The sequence below is a fragment of the Pseudomonas putida genome, assembly GCF_001976065.1.
GTDB classification, from domain to species: Bacteria; Pseudomonadota; Gammaproteobacteria; order Pseudomonadales; family Pseudomonadaceae; genus Aquipseudomonas; species Aquipseudomonas serbica.
On the sequence record NZ_MNAH01000016.1, the window covers coordinates 1 to 24207 of the forward strand.

Below are 24207 nucleotides of genomic sequence, written 5' to 3' on the forward strand. Positions count from 1 at the left end.
GTCTCACGACGTTCTAAACCCAGCTCGCGTACCACTTTAAATGGCGAACAGCCATACCCTTGGGACCGGCTTCAGCCCCAGGATGTGATGAGCCGACATCGAGGTGCCAAACACCGCCGTCGATATGAACTCTTGGGCGGTATCAGCCTGTTATCCCCGGAGTACCTTTTATCCGTTGAGCGATGGCCCTTCCATACAGAACCACCGGATCACTAAGACCTACTTTCGTACCTGCTCGACGTGTCTGTCTCGCAGTCAAGCGCGCTTTTGCCTTTATACTCTACGACCGATTTCCGACCGGTCTGAGCGCACCTTCGTACTCCTCCGTTACTCTTTAGGAGGAGACCGCCCCAGTCAAACTACCCACCATACACTGTCCTCGATCCGGATAACGGACCTGAGTTAGAACCTCAAAGTTGCCAGGGTGGTATTTCAAGGATGGCTCCACGCGAACTGGCGTCCACGCTTCAAAGCCTCCCACCTATCCTACACAAGCAAATTCAAAGTCCAGTGCAAAGCTATAGTAAAGGTTCACGGGGTCTTTCCGTCTAGCCGCGGATACACTGCATCTTCACAGCGATTTCAATTTCACTGAGTCTCGGGTGGAGACAGCGCCGCCATCGTTACGCCATTCGTGCAGGTCGGAACTTACCCGACAAGGAATTTCGCTACCTTAGGACCGTTATAGTTACGGCCGCCGTTTACCGGGGCTTCGATCAAGAGCTTCGCGTTAGCTAACCCCATCAATTAACCTTCCGGCACCGGGCAGGCGTCACACCCTATACGTCCACTTTCGTGTTTGCAGAGTGCTGTGTTTTTAATAAACAGTCGCAGCGGCCTGGTATCTTCGACCGGCGTGGGCTTACGGAGCAAGTCCTTCACCCTCACCGGCGCACCTTCTCCCGAAGTTACGGTGCCATTTTGCCTAGTTCCTTCACCCGAGTTCTCTCAAGCGCCTTGGTATTCTCTACCCAACCACCTGTGTCGGTTTGGGGTACGGTTCCTGGTTACCTGAAGCTTAGAAGCTTTTCTTGGAAGCATGGCATCAACCACTTCGTGTTCTAAAAGAACACTCGTCATCAGCTCTCGGCCTTAGAATCCCGGATTTACCTAAGATTCCAGCCTACCACCTTAAACTTGGACAACCAACGCCAAGCTGGCCTAGCCTTCTCCGTCCCTCCATCGCAATAACCAGAAGTACAGGAATATTAACCTGTTTTCCATCGACTACGCTTTTCAGCCTCGCCTTAGGGACCGACTAACCCTGCGTCGATTAACGTTGCGCAGGAAACCTTGGTCTTTCGGCGTGGGTGTTTTTCACACCCATTGTCGTTACTCATGTCAGCATTCGCACTTCTGATACCTCCAGCAAGCTTCTCAACTCACCTTCACAGGCTTACAGAACGCTCCTCTACCGCATCAYCCGAAGRTGATACCCGTAGCTTCGGTGTATGGTTTGAGCCCCGTTACATCTTCCGCGCAGGCCGACTCGACTAGTGAGCTATTACGCTTTCTTTAAAGGGTGGCTGCTTCTAAGCCAACCTCCTAGCTGTCTAAGCCTTCCCACATCGTTTCCCACTTAACCATAACTTTGGGACCTTAGCTGACGGTCTGGGTTGTTTCCCTTTTCACGACGGACGTTAGCACCCGCCGTGTGTCTCCCATGCTCGGCACTTGTAGGTATTCGGAGTTTGCATCGGTTTGGTAAGTCGGGATGACCCCCTAGCCGAAACAGTGCTCTACCCCCTACAGTGATACATGAGGCGCTACCTAAATAGCTTTCGAGGAGAACCAGCTATCTCCGAGCTTGATTAGCCTTTCACTCCGATCCACAGGTCATCCGCTAACTTTTCAACGGTAGTCGGTTCGGTCCTCCAGTCAGTGTTACCTAACCTTCAACCTGCCCATGGATAGATCGCCCGGTTTCGGGTCTATTCCCAGCGACTAGACGCCCTATTAAGACTCGCTTTCGCTACGCCTCCCCTATTCGGTTAAGCTCGCCACTGAAAATAAGTCGCTGACCCATTATACAAAAGGTACGCAGTCACAGAACAAAGTCTGCTCCCACTGCTTGTACGCATACGGTTTCAGGATCTATTTCACTCCCCTCTCCGGGGTTCTTTTCGCCTTTCCCTCACGGTACTAGTTCACTATCGGTCAGTCAGTAGTATTTAGCCTTGGAGGATGGTCCCCCCATATTCAGACAAAGTTTCTCGTGCTCCGTCCTACTCGATTTCATGACTAAGAGATTTTCGCGTACAGGGCTATCACCCACTATGGCCGCACTTTCCAGAGCGTTCCGCTAATCTCAAAGCCACTTAAGGGCTAGTCCCCGTTCGCTCGCCACTACTAAGGGAATCTCGGTTGATTTCTTTTCCTCAGGGTACTTAGATGTTTCAGTTCCCCTGGTTCGCCTCTTGCACCTATGTATTCAGTACAAGATAACCATCTTATGATGGCTGGGTTCCCCCATTCAGACATCTCCGGATCAAAGTCTGTTTGCCGACTCCCCGAAGCTTTTCGCAGGCTACCACGTCTTTCATCGCCTCTGACTGCCAAGGCATCCACCGTATGCGCTTCTTCACTTGACCATATAACCCCAAGCAATCTGGTTATACTRTGAAGACGACATTCGCCGAAAATTCGATTGCGCTCCTAAGAGCAACTCACAAATTTTACCTTAGCCTGATCCGTTACCAGTGAAAGTAACGTTCAGTCTATCTTTCTATCACATACCCAAATTTTTAAAGAACGAACTAGTCAAAGACTAGAAATCAACATTCACCATCGAACCGATGGAATGCTCATTTCTAAGCTTTATACAAGAGAAGCAGTAGTGGTGGAGCCAAACGGGATCGAACCGTTGACCTCCTGCGTGCAAGGCAGGCGCTCTCCCAGCTGAGCTATGGCCCCGTATTTCTACAGGCGTTTCCCACACAAAATTGGTGGGTCTGGGCAGATTCGAACTGCCGACCTCACCCTTATCAGGGGTGCGCTCTAACCAACTGAGCTACAGACCCAATTTCGAGCTACAAGGCCGACCTCACCCTGCTCTTTACCACAGAGCATGGAGTGCGCTCTAACGAACTAAGTTACAACCTTTTAGGGCTGCTTCTTATCGTCTTCTTCAATGAATCAAGCAATTCGTGTGGGAACTTATGGAGCAGCTGATGTCGTCGATTAAGGAGGTGATCCAGCCGCAGGTTCCCCTACGGCTACCTTGTTACGACTTCACCCCAGTCATGAATCACACCGTGGTAACCGTCCTCCCGAAGGTTAGACTAGCTACTTCTGGTGCAACCCACTCCCATGGTGTGACGGGCGGTGTGTACAAGGCCCGGGAACGTATTCACCGCGACATTCTGATTCGCGATTACTAGCGATTCCGACTTCACGCAGTCGAGTTGCAGACTGCGATCCGGACTACGATCGGTTTTRTGGGATTAGCTCCACCTCGCGGCTTGGCAACCCTCTGTACCGACCATTGTAGCACGTGTGTAGCCCAGGCCGTAAGGGCCATGATGACTTGACGTCATCCCCACCTTCCTCCGGTTTGTCACCGGCAGTCTCCTTAGAGTGCCCACCATTACGTGCTGGTAACTAAGGACAAGGGTTGCGCTCGTTACGGGACTTAACCCAACATCTCACGACACGAGCTGACGACAGCCATGCAGCACCTGTCTCAATGTTCCCGAAGGCACCAATCCATCTCTGGAAAGTTCATTGGATGTCAAGGCCTGGTAAGGTTCTTCGCGTTGCTTCGAATTAAACCACATGCTCCACCGCTTGTGCGGGCCCCCGTCAATTCATTTGAGTTTTAACCTTGCGGCCGTACTCCCCAGGCGGTCAACTTAATGCGTTAGCTGCGCCACTAAGAGCTCAAGGCTCCCAACGGCTAGTTGACATCGTTTACGGCGTGGACTACCAGGGTATCTAATCCTGTTTGCTCCCCACGCTTTCGCACCTCAGTGTCAGTATCAGTCCAGGTGGTCGCCTTCGCCACTGGTGTTCCTTCCTATATCTACGCATTTCACCGCTACACAGGAAATTCCACCACCCTCTACCATACTCTAGCTTGTCAGTTTTGAATGCAGTTCCCAGGTTGAGCCCGGGGCTTTCACATCCAACTTAACRAACCACCTACGCGCGCTTTACGCCCAGTAATTCCGATTAACGCTTGCACCCTCTGTATTACCGCGGCTGCTGGCACAGAGTTAGCCGGTGCTTATTCTGTCGGTAACGTCAAAACACTAACGTATTAGGTTAATGCCCTTCCTCCCAACTTAAAGTGCTTTACAATCCGAAGACCTTCTTCACACACGCGGCATGGCTGGATCAGGCTTTCGCCCATTGTCCAATATTCCCCACTGCTGCCTCCCGTAGGAGTCTGGACCGTGTCTCAGTTCCAGTGTGACTGATCATCCTCTCAGACCAGTTACGGATCGTCGCCTTGGTGAGCCATTACCTCACCAACTAGCTAATCCGACCTAGGCTCATCTGATAGCGCAAGGCCCGAAGGTCCCCTGCTTTCTCCCGTAGGACGTATGCGGTATTAGCGTTCCTTTCGAAACGTTGTCCCCCACTACCAGGCAGATTCCTAGGCATTACTCACCCGTCCGCCGCTGAATTCAGGAGCAAGCTCCTGTCATCCGCTCGACTTGCATGTGTTAGGCCTGCCGCCAGCGTTCAATCTGAGCCATGATCAAACTCTTCAGTTCAAACATCTTTGGGTTTTTAAGAAACCCTAAACTTGGCTCAGCAATCGTTGGTTACATCTTTGATTTCTCGCGGAGTAACTTGTGATGCTGATAATCTTGCTGACTATCAGTCTGACTCCACAAGCACCCACACGAATTGCTTGATTCAGTTGTTAAAGAGCGGTTGGTTAAGATCTTTCGTCTCAACCGAGGCGCGCGCTGTACGCTTTCCTCTGCTGCTATCAAGCGGTTATTTCCGAAGCTTTCAAAGTTTCCCTTGTAACTTCAACCACTTGGCGCTTTCGATCACTCGTTGGCGGGTGGCGAATTCTACAGCGTTACTCGCTGCTGTCAACACCTGTTTTATACCGCTTTCGACCGAGTGGATCGAACCGTTAACAGGGTCAAACAACGCGACCGTATCAACTCCTTCTGGGCTTCGATGAATTGAATCAACTCGCCATCGAAAACCGCGTAACTCTTTGTTTACCAACGAGTTTTCCGTTTCGACTGCGCTGGAAGTGGGGCGAATTATAGACTTCCAGGATCTGCCGTCAACCCCTAATTGAGGCTTTCTATCAATAAGCCTGAAAAAGCCCGAAAAGCGCCGGTTTTTTGCCTCTTCTATGAAGAACAATCTGCATCTATCTCAACCAGCGCGAAACGAATGGCGCGGCGCATCCAAGAGCCCATGAAACGCCTCAACACTTACGAAGGCAATGACTGAACTGAAGCGGCCACCGAAAAGCGGACCGCCGACAAGAGCCTGTCCGGCGATTGTGACGACGGTAATCATCTACAACCTGTTTAGCATCCCCAGCTGGTTCACGACTCAACGCCAACCTAAGCGCGGCGAGCACCATCAATTGCCACAAAATCGTAATTTTCATCGTCACTCATGACCACCTGTTGTTGGCGATCCGCCACAGCCGCCAACATGAAGCGTATCAACCGACCAAAGCTAGACGACACATCGGAAAAAGGGTTTACACCCCTCTAGAAACTATAGGAAGAAACTCGAATCAAATTATTTTCAGTCCTACATCACTGCCATGACAATCCCTCACGGAGCCATCCCATGTCATTGCAGTGTCCCCTTTGCAATTCCCCCACAATTGCCTCACTCAGAAACGCCGTGAAAATTGGCGCAGCCATTGGCACCATTGGCACCATTGGCACTATTGGCACCGTTGGCGGCGCGGCACGCGGCGCAAGCTCTGCATTTGACAGGCGGCCGGTTCGGCGCTGCTATCGGTGCTATTGCCGGACCGCTAAGTATCACCCTCGACACGATCTCCGGAGCAGTCCTCGGCGGCCTTGCTGGCGGTGTGGGAGGGTGCGCGCTTGGTGCTCAGCTTGGCGAAAAACTGGATCGTCACGTCCTGGCGAACAATCTCGGCCCCATCTGCGGTCATCGCTTCAATTTGCCTGCCTGACTTACAACCCACCTTTTTCCGGGCAGTGCTGCGCATTGCGCAGCGCTTATGCCGCACTGTGTTCAAAAGGATTTTCCGCATGAAATATCACAAGCTCAAAGCCGGTGAAACGAACGGAACCTATGTCATGGAATCCCCCGTCACAGAGGCCGACATACTGCAGATGGCTCAACAACTAGCGATGAGTCGCCTGTCTAAAGGCAGGGCACTTACTGATCCGAAGCAGGTTTTCAGCCACCTGCAAACGTTATTGCAGTATCACGAGCACGAAGTTTTTGCTTTGCTACTGCTCGATACTAAACATCGGGTAATCAGCTTTCGGGAGCTATTCAGAGGCACCCTAGACGGTGCTAGCGTGTACCCGAGGGAGGTGGTCAAGATCGCCCTAGAGCACAATGCCGCAGCCGTGATCTTGGTGCACAATCACCCATCCGGTGATCCTGAGCCCAGCCAGGCTGACCGCTCGCTAACGCGCACGCTCAGAGAAGCGCTGAATCTGATTGGGGTACGAACGCTGGACCACATCATCGTTGGCAGTGACGGCTGTACATCGCTGGCCGAACAGGGCTACCTGTGAGGAAGGAGGCATGAAGCAACTGGTACGAATCTTCGCAGCCATGTTCATGTTCGTCGGCATTCTTGCCGGATGCATGACAGCGCTACTTCTGTTGATTCTCATGGTGCGGTTTCCGCCGCTGCTGATTGCAGCAGTACTGACTTGCTTGATTTTCAGTCGGCTACGGAGCACTGCAAATAACACATCTGGATAATCGTGAGCATCAACCAACGTCCGTCGCTCGCAGGCGACGGACGTTGGTTGATGCACGGCCTTCTTTCTTTCACCCAATCTGCTGCAGCTACAGACCGCAGGCTTGTCCTGTGGACAAGGGCGGCTCTGATACCATCTTCAATGATTGCTAAACGGTAGGCGGTTAGCTTCCATCCCCCCTACTCCACAATCGCTTTCAACAACGCATCCCGTGCATCCTGGTAGAACTGGATGTCGATCTTTGTTGCCATGTCATCAGATAAGTCATACAGCTGGCGCCTGGCTGTGACAGGCATGAGCAGCACGCTGGCGCCCTTCTCTACAGCCAGCTCGGCAATATTCACTGCGCTGCTAATCGGCTCAATCGAGCCGCCAAGGTTTATCTCGCCGACGACGATCACTCCGCCCTTCACCGACTTTTTCAGCAAGCTGCTGCACATAGCAATCAGCGCCGCCATGCCCAGTTTGGAACCGCGTTTGGCGGCGTCGAAGGCCCTTAGCTGCACAGAGAACTCATGAGCCCGTGGGTCGCGGTCCCCAATGAGCTGAGTTGTTCTGGAATAAAGGTTCTGCTCGGCATAGCGTAGCGACTCCTTGAAGGCTGCGGGTGCCGGACTATTGAGGATGCGCACCCCAGAGCCCGGGCCTTCATTCACCTCAATGCGATACAGGCCGGCGTTGTCGTCGATGTCCGCCCCGCCTTCGCTGATGGTCCATATCTGGCCTGGCTCCAGCGGGTCATCACCGATCTCGTTGTCGGCGCGCAGTTCCGGCGTAGCCACGAACTTCTCGACCCCGTCATCACCAATGAAGTAACTGAAGTGAGTGTTACGAAACTCGGCGGCGCCGACTCGTTTTTGCTGTTCCTTGACCCGGCGCCGTACCTCAAGCCCCAGACGGGTAGCCCATTCCAAATCCTCGTCGGACACTGCCATGTCCTGGCCTGGATACATCAGCTTGAGCAATCCGGAGACGGTTTTGTTGACCGCATTGGTATCACGGCCACTGAGTGCTCCGCCCAGGTGAACGCGATTCTGCATGGCAGATACGCGGCTCTGGAAGCGCAGGCGACTCATACACTCGGAAAAGAAGTCACTGACCAGGCCAAAATGGTCGGTGGTCAGTGACTTGTTCATTTTAGGTACGTCCCAGCCAGGCAGATAGCAATGGATACGGTCCATCCAGGCGGTGTCATCACGCATTTCTGCTGGGAGTGGGCCAAACAGATGGCCTACTCGCTGCTGGTGTTCGACATCTACATCAAAGTTGCCGACAAACACCATGGAGCCATCGGCTCGAATGCTTTCCTTCCCACGGCTGAACTCGCCGGACTCCATGTAGCCCTTCATGATGTTGATCCCTTCCTTGGTATCGAAGGAGATCCCGCTGACCTCATCAAAGCAAACCACGTCGTACTGGCACACCAAGCCGCGCTGCCCGCTGGCGTTATTGACAAACATCTTGGCTATGGTCGCCTTGCCGCCTGAAATTAAATGCGCGTAGGGCGATATTTGTTGAAACAGGTGACTCTTGCCCGTGCCCCGCGGCCCCAGCTCGACCATGTTGTAGTTACGCTCAACGAACGGCACCATGCGTAGCATGATGGCGTCTATAGCTCGCGGCGACAGCGCACTTGGCTCCAGGCCGATGGAGCGTGTGAGGAAATCCCGCCACTCTTCGCTGCTGAATCGGGTACGCGCCTCTGCCATGATATCCAACACGTTGCGCTTGGACATCTGGATGGGGCGTAACTCTGCAATACCAAAGGCGTTACCCTTTTCCTCAGCTATGATGCTGTCGTACTCCAGCGTCACCTCAGCATAAAAGCCACCGGTCAGCAGACGCTCGTTGTCATCAACAATCTTGTCTGGGATGCGCACCCGATTGAGATTCAAGCTGGGCAAAGACGCCAGGTAACCACCTTCCTTTTCTACAAACCGCACGCTGACAATATCGATCAGTTTGGCAGAGCCGGTTTTATAGGCTCGTGCCTTGAACAGCTCTTCTTCGCCGGCACGCACGGTGCGATCGGACAGCTGTCGCTGAACGATTTCCAAACCTTCTTCGATTTCAACGGGATCGGTCGAGGCGCAATATCTACCCAGCATGAACTCGACGACATAGGTCGGAACCGGAAATTGACGCGCAAAAGTGCGCACCAGGTCTTTGCGAACCAAGTACCCCTCAAAGACCTCCGCGGACTTACGATCCAGCGCATCCATTTCCACTTATTCGTCTCCTACCAGAGTTGGTTTTTTCGCCAGCACATTGCCCCGGTCATCCAGAAGCACCAATACAGCAGTAGTGCCCTCGTACTGGTCATCTACCAACAGAGTGCACTTGCCTTCTTTCAGCGGCTTGCGCTTGGTTATTTCTGAATCCGGGTCAGCCGGGTGCGTTCTGAGTACCGACAGTACCCCTTCAGCACTGGTTTGCGCCTGGACTTTACAGGTCAATCCCATCCAGCGCAGATCCAAAAGTGTTGCAGAGATCGCTGAGGTCGTAACTGGTGCTTTTGTGCTGCGCACCTCTAGCACCGGGGTCAAACACTCCTGCAGGCTCAGACCACCGTGGTCATAGTGCTGTCCTGCCTTGAAACTACAGGCACCTGGAGCCATGGCAATACTGACGGCACCGTTCCAGTACCAACCAACCTGCTGATAACCGCTGTCCACAGAATCCTTGATGACCGCGCAGCGGCCCCAGCGCGTTTCGGTCAAATGTTTGGCCAATTCGACCTTCACCATCGGTGCGGGCGTCAGCATCCAGCCGTGGTCGGTGACGATGCGAATTTTGCGCCAGCCTGCTGCCAGGAGTTCTTCAACTCGCTCCACGACTTCAGCCAGCAAGGTATCAATTCGCGCCGCCAGCTTGAGCCCCCTCACGTGGCCTTCTTTGTCAATATCACCGCTTTGCACCCAGGCATTGGATGCTGCGTCGCCTGAATCGCCCTCATCCAGGTACTGCCAGCCTTTTTCCTGCAGAAACTTCTTCAGGTAATAAGCTGAGAAGTCCTTGTCTTCGTCCAGCAAACTGGGCTCAAAATCCCGGTCAGTGGTTCTGCCAGTCAAGCGGTTATGCACAGGGGTTACCGCTGCTTTCGCGGTTGCCGTAACTGAGGGCAAAGCCGCCCAGTTTGCCGAAAGCGTTACGGCTCCCAACCTTTGCAGAGCCTGATTCAGGCGTTTGGCGATGTCATAACGCAGCCCATCGACAAAAAACACTACTTCGCCTGCCACGGCATACTCAGCCGTGGCTTCATTCACCTGGTTACTGCCCGGATAGCCCTTAGACTTGATCACGCCTTGGAAATTACGCGTCACCTCATCCAGCCAAGGCGTGTAGATCAGCGCGAGAATCTGCTGCACAAGAACTTGCTGGCTTGCTGACAAGGGGAAAGCCAAGGCTTTGAGCATCTGATCATCAGCCTGCCAGTAGTGCTCCCGATACTGCGCGGCCATTTCTTCCGCATCAATGCCGGAGAAGACCTTTGTGGTTTTCTCAGCCACTTGGCTCAGGTGCTCAAGAACGCCTGCCAATGGAGCCAGACCGAGCTCAGACCAAATCCAAGTACGCCGCGGCGCATGCCGTTGCTCAAGTGTCCGCAGGCTTTGGCGAACCTGGGCAGCACCTTGCTCTAGCAACTGCTGTAGCGTCTGCTCCAGGTATTGCTCTTCACTGACATTGATGGTCGGATAACTTTCACCGCTTGAAGCCAAGTCAGGCTGGACCTTGAGCAACAACTGCGGCAAGAAAGGATAATGGTGGCAAGACTCAGCATAACGTTGCCATACACTGCCCCAAATACCCTGGCGTTGGCACAGCAGCTCGGCGGCCGTCAGCTCACCAGCCAGGTCAGGATTGAAGTGATACTCGGTTTCGCAGATACCGACCAGGGCTTGCCAGCGTGATACGTCCCAACGTTCACGGCAACTCTTGCTGTCATTCATCCAACTGAGCAAGTCACGCACCGGATCACTGCTTACCAATTTGTTGAAATCAGCCGCTTCCAGGCGGCGGTTGATCAGCTCATCACGTTCACTTTCCAAAATCTCAGGCAAAACGCGCTGCATGGCTTGTTGGGTTTTCTCATCTTTAGCTACATCCAGCCCGGCTCCGCCGTTACTAGAGATCAAAAAGGCGTTCACCGTCCAATCACGGCCAGAGTTGTTGTAGATCCACCAACAACCCCGGTACTGAAGCTCAGCCAGCGGCTTGAGGGCGTCCGGGCAGGAGCCGATAGCACTTAAGTCGCGACGCGATACGCCCGGTAAATATAGGATCGGCGTTCGATCTGCCGGAAGCTCGATGTTGGGTAGTGCATTTTCGACCACACATTTGATCCAAATAGCTGGGCCGGCTTTCTTAGCGGGGGCGTAGTCACCCAACACAATCAGCTCCGGCATTGCAGCTTGCAGCAATGGTAATGCTGGCTCCCACTGGCGCAGTATGTCAGTCCACAGGATTACGCTGGGAGCAACTTGTACATTGGAGTTGTAGGCAGCGCTGTTCCGGATTTCGGTGGCCAGCAAATCAATCAGTTTCATATCAATCCTTGGGATTCATTAAGCAGGCTTGATCATGCGACCGTAATAACCAATGGATACTTCGCCTGTACCTCTAGCACCAACTGTACCGTTCTCGCCTCCAGCTTCTCCACGGTCCAGCTGTCCTCCGTGGCCAGTGCTTGGTTCAGATAGAGGCCGTTGTTGTAGCCAACCTCTCTGCCCTGGCTGTCGGTGCGGCTTTGCTTCTCAGCAAAGCTCTTATTGCCCAGCGCGCTGTTATAGCCAGAGATGGTTAGGTTACCCAGGCAATGGGCGTAGGTCTGCCGGTGTTGTTCGGCCAGGTTCGCATCCCCATCGGCAATCATCTGCACCCAACTGTCAGGAATGTTTTCACCCTGGGGAAAGATATGCTCGATGGTCCATACGTACTGTTTGCCCTTCAGTGCCCACAGATCGACCTGGGTTTCGCGTGTCATGCGGCTTTCTTCAAGGGCGCAAAGCACAAAGCGACAGACCGCCTTGTTGTCTTCGTAGATCGGACCTCTGAGGCTTTTCTCGAACTGCTCATCACTGGCGCTTTCGGCTTTAAGTGAATGCTGAATATGACTGACCACATCGCCAGAACGCAGCTCCCGGATGGTCTCAGCCACATCCATGAAGATACGTGTCAAATCACGGGTAGGCGGCAAGTCCGTCGTATTGCGCCGAACAAAGAAGGCAATCAGAAAGCTCACTACCTGCTCAAGGTGCTCATGCTTCAGTTCCAGGTCGGTTTGGGGCTCCATTATTACCATCAGCAGCAAATAAGCGGCGGCACCCTGGATGCGATCCAGAGAGAGCAGCAGGCTGGAGAGTTTGTGCTGCTCAGGCACAGCACGATAGCCGACAATTTGGGCATAGCGGCTGGACAGGCGAATCATGGCGTGCAAAAAGCCCTCAGCATCATGAGCGATAAGCTTTTCATACACCTGCATCAGATTTGACTTAGTGGCCACCGGTACTGAAACGATATTCTTCAAATCGGGTTTGAAGCCGTTGTAGTACTGGCGGAAGAAACGCTCCTGGACGGTATAGTCATCACCCAGGGCGTCAATCACCTTCTTCCAGCGGTTGTACTGCGTATCGATGCTTCCGGGGTCTTTGGACTCCAGCACTGCCAGTAACTTGTTCTTGATCAGGTCAATGGCCGTAAGCGGTACACCTCGATTGTTCAGCGACTCAAACAGGGTGTAAGCGTCGGAATGCCCGGCGACTTCAATCTTTACTAGGGTGGCGGTGTTTACCTTCTCCAGCAGGGTTTGCAAGCTGGCGATGGGGTCAGCGCTGTGCTCCAGGTACAGCTCAATGCGACTGATAAAATGCCGGAAGGCTTTCAGCACGCGACGGTTGCCCGCATTCGGAACAGGATCCACATCGTCCAAAATGCCGGTCTGTCCGAGCACCGCGAAGTAGTCCTGCTGGTTGTTGTTTTGCACCTGGGGAATCAGGCGCGGCTGATCCGGCTTTTTCTTCAGCACCAGTTTGTGCTTGAGGTTATAGAGCTCAATCTGCTGCTCCATACCCAGATTCGGCAGGGTACGGTAACTCTGATAAATAGCCGCCAGCAGCAAAGACATCGTGGTCATGCGCTGTTGTCCGTCTACCAGCTCCAGGCTTTGCACCGTCAGCGCATCCTGCGACTGGTTAATGCAAATGATCGAGCCGAGAAAATAATGCAGCTCGTTGTCCAGCAAATCCTCGAATAGCGCATCCCACTGCGCCCGACTCCAGGTGTATTCACGCTGGTAGCGCGGGATGGCATATACCACCCCACTCTCGATATCGAGCAGGGTGGAGACCGGGTAGTTGTAAACGGACTTGATCATGGGCTAGCTCCTTGCCGCCTGTTTTTCAGCCAATGACAAGTGGTGATCATTAATTCGCGCACCTTCGCCTTCATCGTATTGCAGGCCGAGTGTGTACCAGGGAGCGGATTCGACGTCTTTGCCGCGGTCTTTGGTCCATTTGATATTGGGCATCCAGCGCAGGATACCGGCGCCTTTTTTGCCGACGTCGCGGGCATAAAGGAACGGGCGGATGTTAAGGCGCACACCGTCGTTGAGGTCGGGGGTCCAGCCTATGGATTGTTCGGCCAGGGGCTTCCAGCGCACGAAGATGTCGTAGGGCTTTTCGCCTTCGAGCGCGGCTTCGAGCTCCCCCTTGAGAGCTTCAGCGGCCAGTAGGCGCTCCTGAGCGCCGTCTTCACCGTTGGCCATTCCGGTTTGTTGGGTGCGGATCCAGTCACCAAGGTAGGTGTAAATCAGACGCTCTAGGCCGGCTTTGTCGAGTTTGTGGTAGTTGACCAGGGCGCTAAAGCCGTCTTTAAGGCCGTCCCAGATGTGCCAGATAAACGGCCGGTGCTGAAATAGTTTGCAGTGCTGCTCGAAGAATTTATCGCGTAGCCACAAGCTGAGGGACTTGCTGCCGACGGTTTCCAGCAGACGGTTTTTCAGTGGCGTAGTCCAGGCATCACCGTAGGCGGCTTGCAGTAGAGCTTCAAGGCGTTGGTCGGCGGCCTTTTCACCGCGCACAGCAGGCAGGCAGACGATGCCATCGTCATCCGCATAAGCATCGAGCTGCTGGCAACGCTGCGCCCAAGCGCGCTGCTCTGCGGCCAGTTCCATTTCCGAATCCATCTCCGCCGGCCAGCGGTAGCCGAGCAGACGGGCGACGGCGACTTGCAGCACGCTGTCATCGACTCGCAGTTCGCTGTGGGCAGTCCACATTGCCTCTTCGTCCCAAATTACCGAGCCGCAGGGGTGGCCGTGGAAGATCCACTGGGTGGGGTCGTTGGTGTACGGCTTGGGCAGACCATTGGGATATTGTTCTTCGGCGACGTTTGTCCAGTGGACGATGTCGAAGGGGACTTTAACCATAGTTCCACTGGCCACTATGACGTTTTGATCAACCTCTCTTACACGATCATGAAACTCCGGTGACGCGCAGTATGCATATATCGCTTTGAGATCACTCATGTCACGAGGAATGATCGCAGCCATCGACTTGTCATAGCGATTACCGAGGTAAAAAGAGCTTCGCAAACCTCTCATCAGCGCAATAGAAATGCCCTTCCTTTGCCATGCTTGCTGCCCACTCTGATCTTGATTATGAATTCTGTCACGGTATAGCTTATCCATACCTCTAACTCTGTTAGTCGCATAATCCCACGCAACCAACAAAGATAAACCATCAAACATCACATCACTATTCTGGGCCGAAGATTGCAACCAGTCCCAATTGTGCGGCTTTCCGTCAAACTCCCAATAGCAACGCCCAAACTGTTCAAAACCACCTGTCCCCAACCCAAGAAAGCTGTCTGCGTGCTCAGCCAACAATGTCTCGGCTCCGAGTACATCTAAAGCAACGCGAGCATCTGGATTCTCCAACTGCCTCCCCTGCTCCACACTCTTCACTTCATCCGTCAGCAACCCCGTCGCTTTCTCCGCCGCCGTGCGCGGTTCGGACACATCCACCCCGCGAATCCAGTTACCCGGCTCGCCACTATGAAGTAGATCCGCCGACTGGCCCGCCGCATTACCACGGCTCAGAGTAATTAGTGCAACGAACGCACCCGCTGCGGCTGAGGATTCAAACGCCCCTTCACCCATCCGCACAATCAAATGCCAGCTGTCGTTCTGCAACAGCTTTTCGCGGAATTTGCGGTAGCTGGTCAGGAACAACCAGTTCTGCGGCAAGACAATGCTGGCTGCCCCCCCCTGCACACAGAACTCCAGACAGCGATCGAGAAATACTGTGGCCAGATCGTTCTTGCCTGCGGGATAATAGGCCTCGCAATAGTCCTTGAGGATCTCATGCTGCTTACCACGCGCCAGGTACGGCACGTTGGTAATCACCCAGGTGTACTGCCCGGCCAGAAGCTCGGCGGCCTTGGCCAGGCCTTGAGCGACGACACCCGCTTCCAGACGGTTAGTGTGGGCAGAGATCTCTCCGTCGGCCTCGCTGTGCTGTTTTATTTGTTCCTGCGAGAGCGCCTCGCCCAGCAGTTGCTGCAATTCGCTCCACTGGGTGATTTGTGCTGCCTTGCTACGGCGCGGGTTGATCAGGCTGCCGAGCACCGGCGCATCTTGGAAGGTCTGATACATCCAGTCCAGGGCGATGGTGAGGTTCTGTTTGCCGGCCCTACGGCTGAGCTCTTTCCACTCTTCGCGAGCGGCGGCGATGGACAGTCCACTACAGGCCAGGTGCAATTCCGGCAGGCTGCGGTAGCCACCGGCCTGCGGGTAACGCCAGGCTTCCAGCGCAACAGCAAAGGCAGCCAGCTCCACGCAGCGTTGGTCCAACTCCAGGCCGTGTAGGTTGTCGCTGAGTACGCGGTCGATGGCCTGTTGCGCCGTGAGGCTCTCGGCCTGCATGCGCATAGGCACCAGCATCAAGAAGGCGGCCACCAGAAAATGGCCAGAGCCGCAGCAGGGGTCGAGGGCTTTCAGTTCACTCAGCTGTTTAGGCCAAGCATCGAAGGTGCCAGAGGCGGGTTGCCATTGCTGGGTCGTTTCATCTTTCACAAAGCGCAGATAACTCAGTGGCGCGCCGGGGATGGCGGCTTTGTCGCGCAGTTCCTGTTCGCTATTGGCGTGCTGCCAGTCGCTGTCACTCAGGCGCTGGCCGGCCCACCAGGCACCCAGACTGTTATCGAGCAGAAAACTGACCATATAGGGCTCGGTAAACAGCTGGGTGACCGGCGAGAGTTCGTCGGCACCTATCTTGACTTCGGACTTGTTGACCTCTTCCTTGCGCTTGCTCTGCCAGAACTGATAAACCCAACCGAGGCTGTCCTGGGCCTGAAAGGTTTCTAAGGCCAGGCCAGTCCCCAGTTGCTCCAGGCTGCGCTGATGTTCTGGGGCAAGCTCCAGCTCGAACACTGGCGAATCAATGCGGAAGATCTGCGGTAGCATCTTCGAGGCCAGCACCCCAGCCAGCTCCCAACCGCTCTGGCAACGGCGTTCAAGTTCGTCGCGAGCCACATCCGGGTCTTGCACCAGCTCGTTGCATTCGGCCAGGGTCAAGTGCGTGTGCTCGTCATACATGAGCAGGTTGTTCTGTTCCAAAAAGCGCGCAAACAACATGCGGTGCCAGTGTTCGTAAGCGACTTCGGTGACCAGCTTATGGATCGTTTGCTGTCCATTGGCGTCTTTGCTGTCACCCAACTGGCGCCCATGGGCACGCAGGCGGGTGCGCAGTTTTCGCTGCTCATCATTCAGGTAGTCGGCCGGTTTAGCATCACCTACGCCCAGTCGCTTGAGGGCCTGGGTGGCAGCCTGCTCGGCAATGTCACGGGCTTTGACCACGGTGGTTTCCAGCGCACGCCGCAGGGCTTTATCGAGGGGCAGTCGAGTCATCAGAAGGTCACCGGTCCGTCGTTAATTTTGTCCAGGATTTGTTGCTTCACTTCTGCCAGCCAGGTGTCGACGTCGGCCTCGGTCTCAAATGTTTTGCGCGGCAGGCTGATGCGCTGCAGTTTGGGTTGCAGCAGTTGAACGGCTTCCATGCGTGCACTATCGAATTTACTGGACAGCGATTCAGTGCGATCGGTCCACTGCTCCAAGCTGACGTCATTGAGGCTGTCGATGATGGCTTCGGCGTCGTTCAGCACCGGTTGCGCCAAGGTAAGCAGTTTACGTTTGCCGAGGATGTCGCTTTTTTGCTGCTCACTGAGTTGCTGCCAGTGGCTGTCGCCCTGCAGTTGAATCAGGCATTCGGCATACCGTTCCTGATAGGCCTGCACATGGAACTGTATGGCATCGCGCAGCTTATTGACCAACTGCTGAACCAGGCCGGATACCGGATTGGGTTCATCCAGCAGGGATCGATGGCTGACTATGGCATCCACCTCGGTCTGGATAGCAGCATGGAAAGACAGACCACGACTAAGATCGAGTAAGTTTTTGAGCAGCGCCCAATCACCGCGCCGAGCTTCGATAAGTCGGGCAATATCGGCCCAGGCCTTGATCGCCTGTTTGATGGCGTCTTGCTCATCGAGCACATGCTTGAGTTGTGCATTACCAGAGTGACGCGCCAGCTCATCGAAGATACGGCTGTCGGGGGTTTTCGGCAGAGGGGCCTCCCCCCCTGCTCGCTTGGCCAGTTCACGGCCTTTTTCAGCTAGAAGGGGCAGTTTGGTAGCTTCTTCACCGGGCTGGCAATCGATGCCGCTGCTGCTGAGCACACCGCGTATTTTGATCAAGTCTACCGGGCGGATGGTGATGCTTTCCGGCTTAAAGCTGGTCTGGGTGATCTGCTTGCGATCCAGCGTTGTGGCAGTAACCGGGTTGTTGCGGTTGTCGTAGGCAATGAGAATACCGGTGGCCATCAGAATGGCTAGGCCTCCGTCGATGGCGTCCTGCGGCCAGCCGTAGGGGGCCGCGAGAAAGTGCTCACGAATCTCGTTACCTTTTTTCGACACACCAATATAGCGCTTAATGGCAGCGCACACGGGCTGCTGCTCGGCATCACCGCTGTAGCTCAGCGCTTCCAGGGCATTTTGCCCACCCTCTTTGCTCGCGCGGTCGTACACCTTACCCCAGCCGGTATGGTCAGCGGCATCGAAGTCGCGGTAGAGGCGAATCAGCGAGGCTTTAGCAGCAGTTTCTACCCGGTCGGCAATAGTGTTGCCGTCTACTTCGTTACCGCCGGCCTGAAGCACCTGCACGCCGTCGAAAATTTCGCGCAGCAGTGCTTGTACCTGCTTTTGCGCATCGCGGTAGCGGGTTTCCATCGCACTACGGGCATCTTTGCCGGCATCGGTATTGGGGATGCCGCGCTTTTCCAGAGTGGCATGAGCGGCGTTCTCAGCGATGATGGCGCTGGTCAGCTCGGAGCGGTTGCGCGCCGGTACAAAGACGAAAATAGTCGGCTCGCCCGGCTGCCGGCTGCGGGCATCGGCGAGGAAGCTCTTCTCATCAATACTCCACCCGTCCTGTACCCAGGCGTATACTTTTTCTTTGGCGTCTTTGGGCAGCTCGGAGTCAAAGCAAGGGATCACTTGGCGCGGCTCATTGCACTTGCCCTGGGTGAGACGCACCTGGGCTACCTGGCGGCGCAGTTCTTTGTGCAACAGGTCTACGCGGATATTTTCGATACGCTGCATATTGCCGCGCAGGTCAGCTTCTTCCTGACGAAGAGTGTCGTACCATTGCGCACTCTCCTGAGTTTGCAGACGAAACTCGGTGCCGGTGCTGGTTTGCATAGGCATAACAAGGCCTTCGTCGGCCAATGCCTGCAGCAGTTTGGGCACGCTGGTACGAATAGAATCCTTGCCGCTATTGAGGTCATCAATCAGCAGGTCAGCCAGCATGTCGGGGGTGGCCCGCACTCCGCAGTCGGCGGTGGGATCTGAGGGCAGTTTACCGATCAGCAGCACCAGCCCGAGAATGCGCGACTTGAGCTTGTCGTCAGCATCGCCGGCGGACAGGCGACCAATGGTTTCGGCGATTTCTTTGGAGATGACGCCGGTCTGTAGCAGGTTGACGGCGATCTGGTTGTAAATGAAGTCCGCCGGCACCACATGGCCCAGCGGCAGATCGGCGGTGGCCTGGGCGGCTTCGTGGATGACCTTGAGCTGGTTACGCAATTGCGAAACAGTGCCGGTGGTGTCGACAATACGCAGCACTCGCTCCCAGAAGCGGCGGCGCACAGGCAGCAGCGGGTAATCGGCCAACATGACTTTTTCGTCATCCTGGTGATGCTCGATTTTGGTACCACGCAGCTGGCGCGAGATCTCGCCCAGATGCGATTGCAACATCTGCTCCAACTGCGGCTTGGCCGAGGCTTTTTTCAGCAGGATGACCTTACGGATCACCGACTCGACATCGGTATCGGACAGCTGAATTGGAATCTGGAAGCGACCAAGCAGACGCTGCAGATTAGGCATGCCCGACAGGGCGCTCTGGCCGGTGGCAACAAACAGCAGCTTATTCTGAAAGACGGAATGCTTGCAGCAGGTTTCTACCACTTCTTGGACTTGATGCGCTTTGTCAGTATCGGAGCCGACGTACTGTTGCACCTCATCGAGCACCACCAGGGTGAGCGGGAACTGGCCTTGCGAAGCTAAGGCATCGTGGATGGCGTCGACCATCTGCTGGTTGGTGACATCCTGGACATTGGGGTACTGCTCGCGCAGCAGCTGGCGCACACCTTTAACATCATCGCCTAGCGTACTGTCCACCTCAAGCAATGCTCCTGCAATGCTGCGGGAGACGTATAAGTCTTCCAGTTCGTCGTCCCAGCTATCTCCCGCGGTTTCGACCTTGTCTTTGACTCGATCAAAGATACCCTGCTTTTTCAGCCACAGCACAAAGCGGGCCTGATGGTACTGCTCGGGTAGATCGGCGGACTTGAACACAATGTTGAGCAAAGCCAGGCGCACGTTGTTGTTGGCGCCGGAGCCAAGAGTACCGGAGGCAGCATGCAGACCGCCGTGGCGGTTCGCGGCGTTGCTCAGCTCCTTGAAGTGGTCTTTGACGTCCTGCGGCAAATCGGCAATATCGCGAGCAGAGACGCCATCGCTGAACGGCTGGTTAGTCCACAACGCGCGTAGCATCTTGGCCAGGTGCGATTTACCTGAACCGAAGAAGCCGGAGATCCAGACGCCGGGCTGTTCGTGCTGACCGCCCAAATTGCGCAGGTAGGCAGACAGAATCTTATCAAGACCGGCTTGGTATTCACCGTCGCAGACGAAGGTTTGCAGCTCGTAGCGCAAGGTCTTGAGTGCCTGGGCTGACTGGTCGTCCTTTACTTCGGCCACGCCGTTGTTTTCCAGACGGTTCTGCTGGGGGTCGAGCTGGTAAATCTCGCGGTTCAACATCCTGGGCGTACTCCCTTTGCGCCTACTGCGCCAATCTGTGCGTTAGTGTCTTTATACGGCTGAATTCAGTTGTCAGCGGTGATCGCGGTAGCCTGGTAACCCCAGCCGTCGCGGGCATCGAGCAAGCGGTAGCCGTTATTGATGTACTCGCCAGGGAAAAGTACCAAAAGGCGCCCTGGGACATGCTCAGCCAACTGCTTTACAAAGTCAGAGACGGAGGCAAAACCAAACAGAGTGCCGCAGCCCATGAGCGCGACGACGGTCTTTTCATCGGTTTGGCTGTTGATTCTCTCTGCTAGCTCTTCGACCGACTGGCGAACAAAGGTCTTGTACTTGGGAGCCAGGGTATCCGGGTCTTCAAAGTAGTCTTCGCGGTACTTCTGCTTGGCCATCCAGTCAGAGAACAGGCGGGTAACATCCAGCTCCAGCCACGGGTGGCCGGCGCCTTCAGTGGCCAGTCGAAACTCTTCAACCCTGGCACGCAGTTTGAGTTCGTCTTCTTTGTGGTAAACCGCAAACAACACCCGCTGCTCATTGGCCAAACCCTTCAACCAGGGCAGGCTGATATGGCTGGTGTAGCTCTTGATAAGGCGGTTCAATCGGTTACTCATACAACCAGGACTCCTCTTCCTTGGTCAGGTAGTCGGGAAAAGTCACTTCCACCACTTCACTGGAGTGTTTGAAATTAATCATCCCGCTGTAGCTGGCCTGACGGGCCAACTCCAGCAATCGCTCCTGGCGGCTGCTAAGCAGGAGGGTCCACTTGCTGGTAAACAGCCGGTTGCCGGTGGCGCCCTGCAGATAAGCGAGAAACAAGGCAAACACAACGTTGACCGGGCGCACGTCGGGTTCATCACGGTGCTTTTTAATCCGCCCTTTCAGAAAGCCCGCATTCGTCCAGGTGCCGTTGACGTTCTGCGCCAGTGATTTGAGCATCGCTTTGCTGTAGCGATCCGGGCATTGTTCGTCCAGCGCCTGCTCCATTTCCTCACGGGGCAGCCATTGACCTGGCGCCAGAGAAAGAATCTTGTCCTGGGACAGTTGCAGCAGTGGGTCCCGAGCCAGCGCCATTTGGCAAGCAAGCATGGGTCTTGCCGATTCGTCGCTTTCCCATAAACGGCGAAAGGTCCGAAACAACGGGATAGTGACATCCATGCCATAAAGGTCGATGAGATGTCGCCACGTCAGTTTTCTTGCCTTCTCGGTCGGCTTATGTAGGACGTTGAAGAGCTCTATGTCTTCCTGGTATTGGGCTGAGATTGTCTCAACGCCGCGACCATGAAACAGCTCGGTAATCTCTGCCAGCATCATAGTGCGGGCGGAATGGGCACCGTTGCGGCCGAACTTGAAGCCGAATTTTTGTTGGGATTCAGTCGAGCTCATCAGAGGCCATTCTCATCGTAAAAGCCTGGGGCAATGTACAGGTTGACCTGGTTAGCGACCCCCTCGGGGTCACGCAACGCCAGTTGATACTCATCAGGGTGCAATGATGCCTTGGGACTGCAGTCAACGCCCCAACGCCGCAGCAGATAGCCGGCCATTACTGCCCGGACTGACAGCTTGATGGATTGCCCGGATTCGAGACCATAATCCAGCTCGATGGCACGGGAATAGGTCGCGCGGGGGTGCGGGATCAGCTCCAGCTCCACTTCACGATTCCACTCCCGATCCTGAGCCAAAGACTCAACCGTTGCATCGATCAAGCCGTCCACTTCGTCTGCGACGGTGATGCGGGTCAGCACAAAATCCCTGAACTCGGAATGCGCTCTACAGTAGGCGCGCGTATGCCAGCGCTGGCCAGTATTGACCAAGCTGTGCGGCACAATTTCACGTGTAGATTCACCGTTGCTAACAGACACATACCGGATAGTCAGCGCCTTGGCGGCATATATGGCACGAGATACCGCTGCCAGAATATCTAGATCGGGCTGATTTAGTATCGGCGCAGAGTCAACAAGAATCGGCTGGTCGCAGGCTTCCAACCCCACCCCTTGGCCCCAGGTCAGGGTTTGCAGGGTATGTTCACAATCATAGATGAACAGCGGCTGGAAGCATCTAGCCCGGCGATACACCTTGTCACTGTGATCATAATCCAAGTTATCAGGTGCCAACTGACGGTAGAGAGTGAAGTCCCGAGTGGCGTTTGACAGTGCAATGCCAAAGCGGAGAACCAGATCCTGCCGGGACACCTGACCACGAAAACGCGCTAGGAAATCGATCTGCCAAAGGCGTTCGCGTTGATTAGGTGAGGCTCCACCCGGTGCCAGATTCGGCATTTAAATTGATCCTTGTCCACACTGCCATCATTAGTCATGCTAAAAATGATGATAACAGGGCATCTGAGCGACGAACCAGGGATTTCGATAACGTTGCACCTCTACTCGAGTCAAGACCAGAGGCGTGGTTTAGCTCCTGCTGCATCCAAAGGCATGATGGTTGTCCCCATACAACTTCGTAGCTGACTTGCACAGGTAGCTGGCGCGGTAGAACAGACCCGGCAGCACGTCCTCATCGCCGGCACGCAGATACCGGTTTAATCGGTACTCTGCGTTGCGAGGGATCTCGACCAGCCCGTCAACTTGATCGTCAGGCAGGCCCAAAGCACTGGCCCATGCCTCCTCCATGCGACTAAAGATCCTTGGTCGTCTGGATACAAGCCGACCTACTGCCCGGTACGCATCTCGATTGAGCAATATCACCAGGTGGTAATGAGGCCTGTTGCCATGCCCCACTTCTCTGGCCCAGACGTAGCGGACCTTGCAGTCATGAGCGTACAGGCTCCGCTCACGGGCCTTGTCACGGTTATGCTCGATCTTCGCGCTGAAGGAAGCTACGAACCTACTTATGACCTCATTCGTGTACGCATATTCAGGTAGATCGACTCCGAGCGGCAGACGGAGATCCACTCTAAAGGCCAGTACTCTGGAGTATTGGCTAAGAGCTAAATCTATGGTGCGCTTCAAGCGGGATAGGTATTGCCGAACGAAGGGGCCTTTCTCGACCATGACTGGCAAGCCTTCGAAGGTGTCTTCGCGGTGCAGATGGAGATTGGTGTTATCGGGATGTCGAAGCATGGTTATGACTCTCAGTTAGTGAGTTACATAACCAGTGCCTACTGTGTAATTTTTAACCGCTACCTTTTCCGGGCCGATAGACCTCTACCGAGTAGATAGTTGTGATACCACCGGTATGCGAGCCAAAAGGGGTAATAGCCCATCAGGTGATGATGTATCCAGCCTACTAACCTTACAGGTGGTAAGTAGTAGTAAAAGCATATTACCCATACCGAAAACACCTTCCCCGATGTGCCTGGGAAAATGACCCCGACTAACCAGCCACACCGTCATTTTCACCCTATGCCTCACTCCGGAAATAAATCATCGTCCGGCAGCTCCAACAGCTCCGGCACTGGCCCTCTGACCTCCAGCAACCCGAGCGATGGGGAGCAACATAACCCGGACTTACTGGAGGGAGTGCCAAGTGGTCGGCAAGGCTCAACCGGCATAAAGGCCATGACGGGCTTTCGCCCGGTCATGGCCTAAAAGTTAGCTACTAGCTGACCACGCCCAGGCGGCCAAGTCGGACTGGAGAGTCTTCAGCCGAATCGCGCTCCTCAATCCTTGCCAGGATCCAGTCGTGTACCTCGCTGTCTACCCATCCGACGCAGCGATCCCCCAACGAAACCGGCTTCGGGAAGGTGCCCTCCCCGATGTACTTGTAGATGGTCGACCGTGCCAAGCCGGTCGAATCGATTACTTCTTTCAGGCGAATGATCCTCATGAGCGGGCTCCTCTGTTAGCTCAGAGGATCTGCAGTGGCAGTAAAAAAATACTGCTCAGGAACAATCCAAAATCGTAATCACGGCAATCACTCTGTAAGTGCCTGGACTTTCCGCATCAGCGTCGGTGCGAGCACTTATGCAGCAGTGAGCAGACCC

The 24207-nt window shown here is 54.8% G+C and carries 12 protein-coding genes, 2 tRNA genes, 2 rRNA genes and 1 pseudogene; 3 read left to right on the forward strand and 14 right to left on the reverse strand.

Going from position 1 to position 24207, the window contains the following annotated elements:
• From BKX96_RS31505 to BKX96_RS31520, 4 genes are all read right to left on the reverse strand, one after another.
• A 23S ribosomal RNA gene (locus BKX96_RS31505) occupies positions 1-2591 on the reverse strand; the annotation flags it as partial.
• A 246-nt stretch (positions 2592-2837) separates the two neighbouring features.
• A tRNA-Ala gene (locus BKX96_RS31510) sits at positions 2838-2913 on the reverse strand.
• A 30-nt stretch (positions 2914-2943) separates the two neighbouring features.
• A tRNA-Ile gene (locus tag BKX96_RS31515) sits at positions 2944-3020 on the reverse strand.
• Between the two features lie 161 nt (positions 3021-3181).
• Positions 3182-4718 (reverse strand): 16S ribosomal RNA (locus BKX96_RS31520).
• Between the two features lie 1057 nt (positions 4719-5775).
• Between BKX96_RS31520 and BKX96_RS33675 the strand changes: the two are divergent.
• From BKX96_RS33675 to BKX96_RS31540, 3 genes and pseudogenes are all read left to right on the forward strand, one after another.
• Positions 5776-6133, forward strand: a pseudogene (locus BKX96_RS33675) (hypothetical protein).
• A gap of 79 nt (positions 6134-6212) precedes the next feature.
• Positions 6213-6710, forward strand: a complete 498-nt coding sequence (gene radC / locus BKX96_RS31535; RefSeq protein WP_057024545.1) for a RadC family protein — start codon at positions 6213-6215, stop codon at positions 6708-6710.
• Between the two features lie 10 nt (positions 6711-6720).
• Positions 6721-6903 carry a hypothetical protein gene (locus BKX96_RS31540; protein WP_057024544.1) on the forward strand — a complete coding sequence of 61 codons (183 nt, stop codon included), beginning with the start codon at positions 6721-6723 and terminating at the stop codon, positions 6901-6903.
• Positions 6904-7081: 178 nt separating this feature from the next.
• Here BKX96_RS31540 and brxL read toward each other — a convergent pair whose 3' ends face one another.
• The 10 genes from brxL to BKX96_RS31590 form a co-directional block, all read right to left on the reverse strand.
• Positions 7082-9124 (reverse strand): BREX system Lon protease-like protein BrxL, encoded by a 2043-nt coding sequence (brxL, locus tag BKX96_RS31545; RefSeq protein ID WP_231989068.1) that lies wholly within the window; start codon positions 9122-9124, stop codon positions 7082-7084.
• Positions 9125-9130: 6 nt separating this feature from the next.
• Positions 9131-11449: a BREX-1 system phosphatase PglZ type B gene (gene pglZ / locus BKX96_RS31550; RefSeq protein WP_057024542.1), complete on the reverse strand. Its 2319-nt coding sequence runs from the start codon at positions 11447-11449 to the stop codon at positions 9131-9133.
• 32 nt (positions 11450-11481) lie between these two features.
• Positions 11482-13275 carry a DUF262 domain-containing protein gene (locus BKX96_RS31555; protein WP_057024541.1) on the reverse strand — a complete coding sequence of 598 codons (1794 nt, stop codon included), beginning with the start codon at positions 13273-13275 and terminating at the stop codon, positions 11482-11484.
• 3 nt (positions 13276-13278) lie between these two features.
• Complete coding sequence (locus tag BKX96_RS31560; protein ID WP_057024540.1) at positions 13279-16806, reverse strand: Eco57I restriction-modification methylase domain-containing protein; 3528 nt, start codon at positions 16804-16806, stop codon at positions 13279-13281.
• Positions 16806-20270: a BREX system P-loop protein BrxC gene (gene brxC / locus BKX96_RS31565; RefSeq protein ID WP_057024539.1), complete on the reverse strand. Its 3465-nt coding sequence runs from the start codon at positions 20268-20270 to the stop codon at positions 16806-16808. The genes BKX96_RS31560 and brxC overlap by 1 nt, the downstream gene beginning before the upstream one ends.
• A gap of 65 nt (positions 20271-20335) precedes the next feature.
• Positions 20336-20881: a BREX protein BrxB domain-containing protein gene (locus BKX96_RS31570; protein WP_057024538.1), complete on the reverse strand. Its 546-nt coding sequence runs from the start codon at positions 20879-20881 to the stop codon at positions 20336-20338.
• Positions 20874-21653 (reverse strand): hypothetical protein, encoded by a 780-nt coding sequence (locus BKX96_RS31575; RefSeq protein WP_057024537.1) that lies wholly within the window; start codon positions 21651-21653, stop codon positions 20874-20876. Before BKX96_RS31575 ends, BKX96_RS31570 begins: the two co-directional genes overlap by 8 nt.
• On the reverse strand, positions 21653-22546 hold the full coding sequence (locus tag BKX96_RS31580; RefSeq protein WP_143512494.1) for a helix-turn-helix transcriptional regulator: 894 nt from the start codon (positions 22544-22546) through the stop codon (positions 21653-21655). The genes BKX96_RS31575 and BKX96_RS31580 overlap by 1 nt, the downstream gene beginning before the upstream one ends.
• Positions 22547-22675: 129 nt before the next feature.
• The gene (locus BKX96_RS31585; RefSeq protein ID WP_057024535.1) at positions 22676-23344 is read right to left on the reverse strand and encodes an inovirus Gp2 family protein; all 669 of its coding nucleotides are present in this window, start codon (positions 23342-23344) and stop codon (positions 22676-22678) included.
• Between the two features lie 478 nt (positions 23345-23822).
• Positions 23823-24050, reverse strand: a complete 228-nt coding sequence (locus BKX96_RS31590) for a helix-turn-helix transcriptional regulator (RefSeq protein ID WP_057024534.1) — start codon at positions 24048-24050, stop codon at positions 23823-23825.
• Positions 24051-24207: the final 157 nt, after the last annotated feature.

Excerpts from the sequence above, each read along its gene's own strand:
- radC (WP_057024545.1), top strand. The coding sequence starts at position 6,213 with ATGAAATATCACAAGCTCAAAGCCGGTGAAACGAACGGAACCTATGTC.
- BKX96_RS31540 (WP_057024544.1), top strand. The coding sequence starts at position 6,721 with ATGAAGCAACTGGTACGAATCTTCGCAGCCATGTTCATGTTCGTCGGC.
- brxL (WP_231989068.1), bottom strand. The coding sequence starts at position 9,124 with ATGGATGCGCTGGATCGTAAGTCCGCGGAGGTCTTTGAGGGGTACTTG.
- pglZ (WP_057024542.1), bottom strand. The coding sequence starts at position 11,449 with ATGAAACTGATTGATTTGCTGGCCACCGAAATCCGGAACAGCGCTGCC.
- BKX96_RS31555 (WP_057024541.1), bottom strand. The coding sequence starts at position 13,275 with ATGATCAAGTCCGTTTACAACTACCCGGTCTCCACCCTGCTCGATATC.
- BKX96_RS31560 (WP_057024540.1), bottom strand. The coding sequence starts at position 16,806 with ATGACTCGACTGCCCCTCGATAAAGCCCTGCGGCGTGCGCTGGAAACC.
- brxC (WP_057024539.1), bottom strand. The coding sequence starts at position 20,270 with ATGTTGAACCGCGAGATTTACCAGCTCGACCCCCAGCAGAACCGTCTG.
- BKX96_RS31570 (WP_057024538.1), bottom strand. The coding sequence starts at position 20,881 with ATGAGTAACCGATTGAACCGCCTTATCAAGAGCTACACCAGCCATATC.
- BKX96_RS31575 (WP_057024537.1), bottom strand. The coding sequence starts at position 21,653 with ATGAGCTCGACTGAATCCCAACAAAAATTCGGCTTCAAGTTCGGCCGC.
- BKX96_RS31580 (WP_143512494.1), bottom strand. The coding sequence starts at position 22,546 with ATGCCGAATCTGGCACCGGGTGGAGCCTCACCTAATCAACGCGAACGC.
- BKX96_RS31585 (WP_057024535.1), bottom strand. The coding sequence starts at position 23,344 with ATGCTTCGACATCCCGATAACACCAATCTCCATCTGCACCGCGAAGAC.
- BKX96_RS31590 (WP_057024534.1), bottom strand. The coding sequence starts at position 24,050 with ATGAGGATCATTCGCCTGAAAGAAGTAATCGATTCGACCGGCTTGGCA.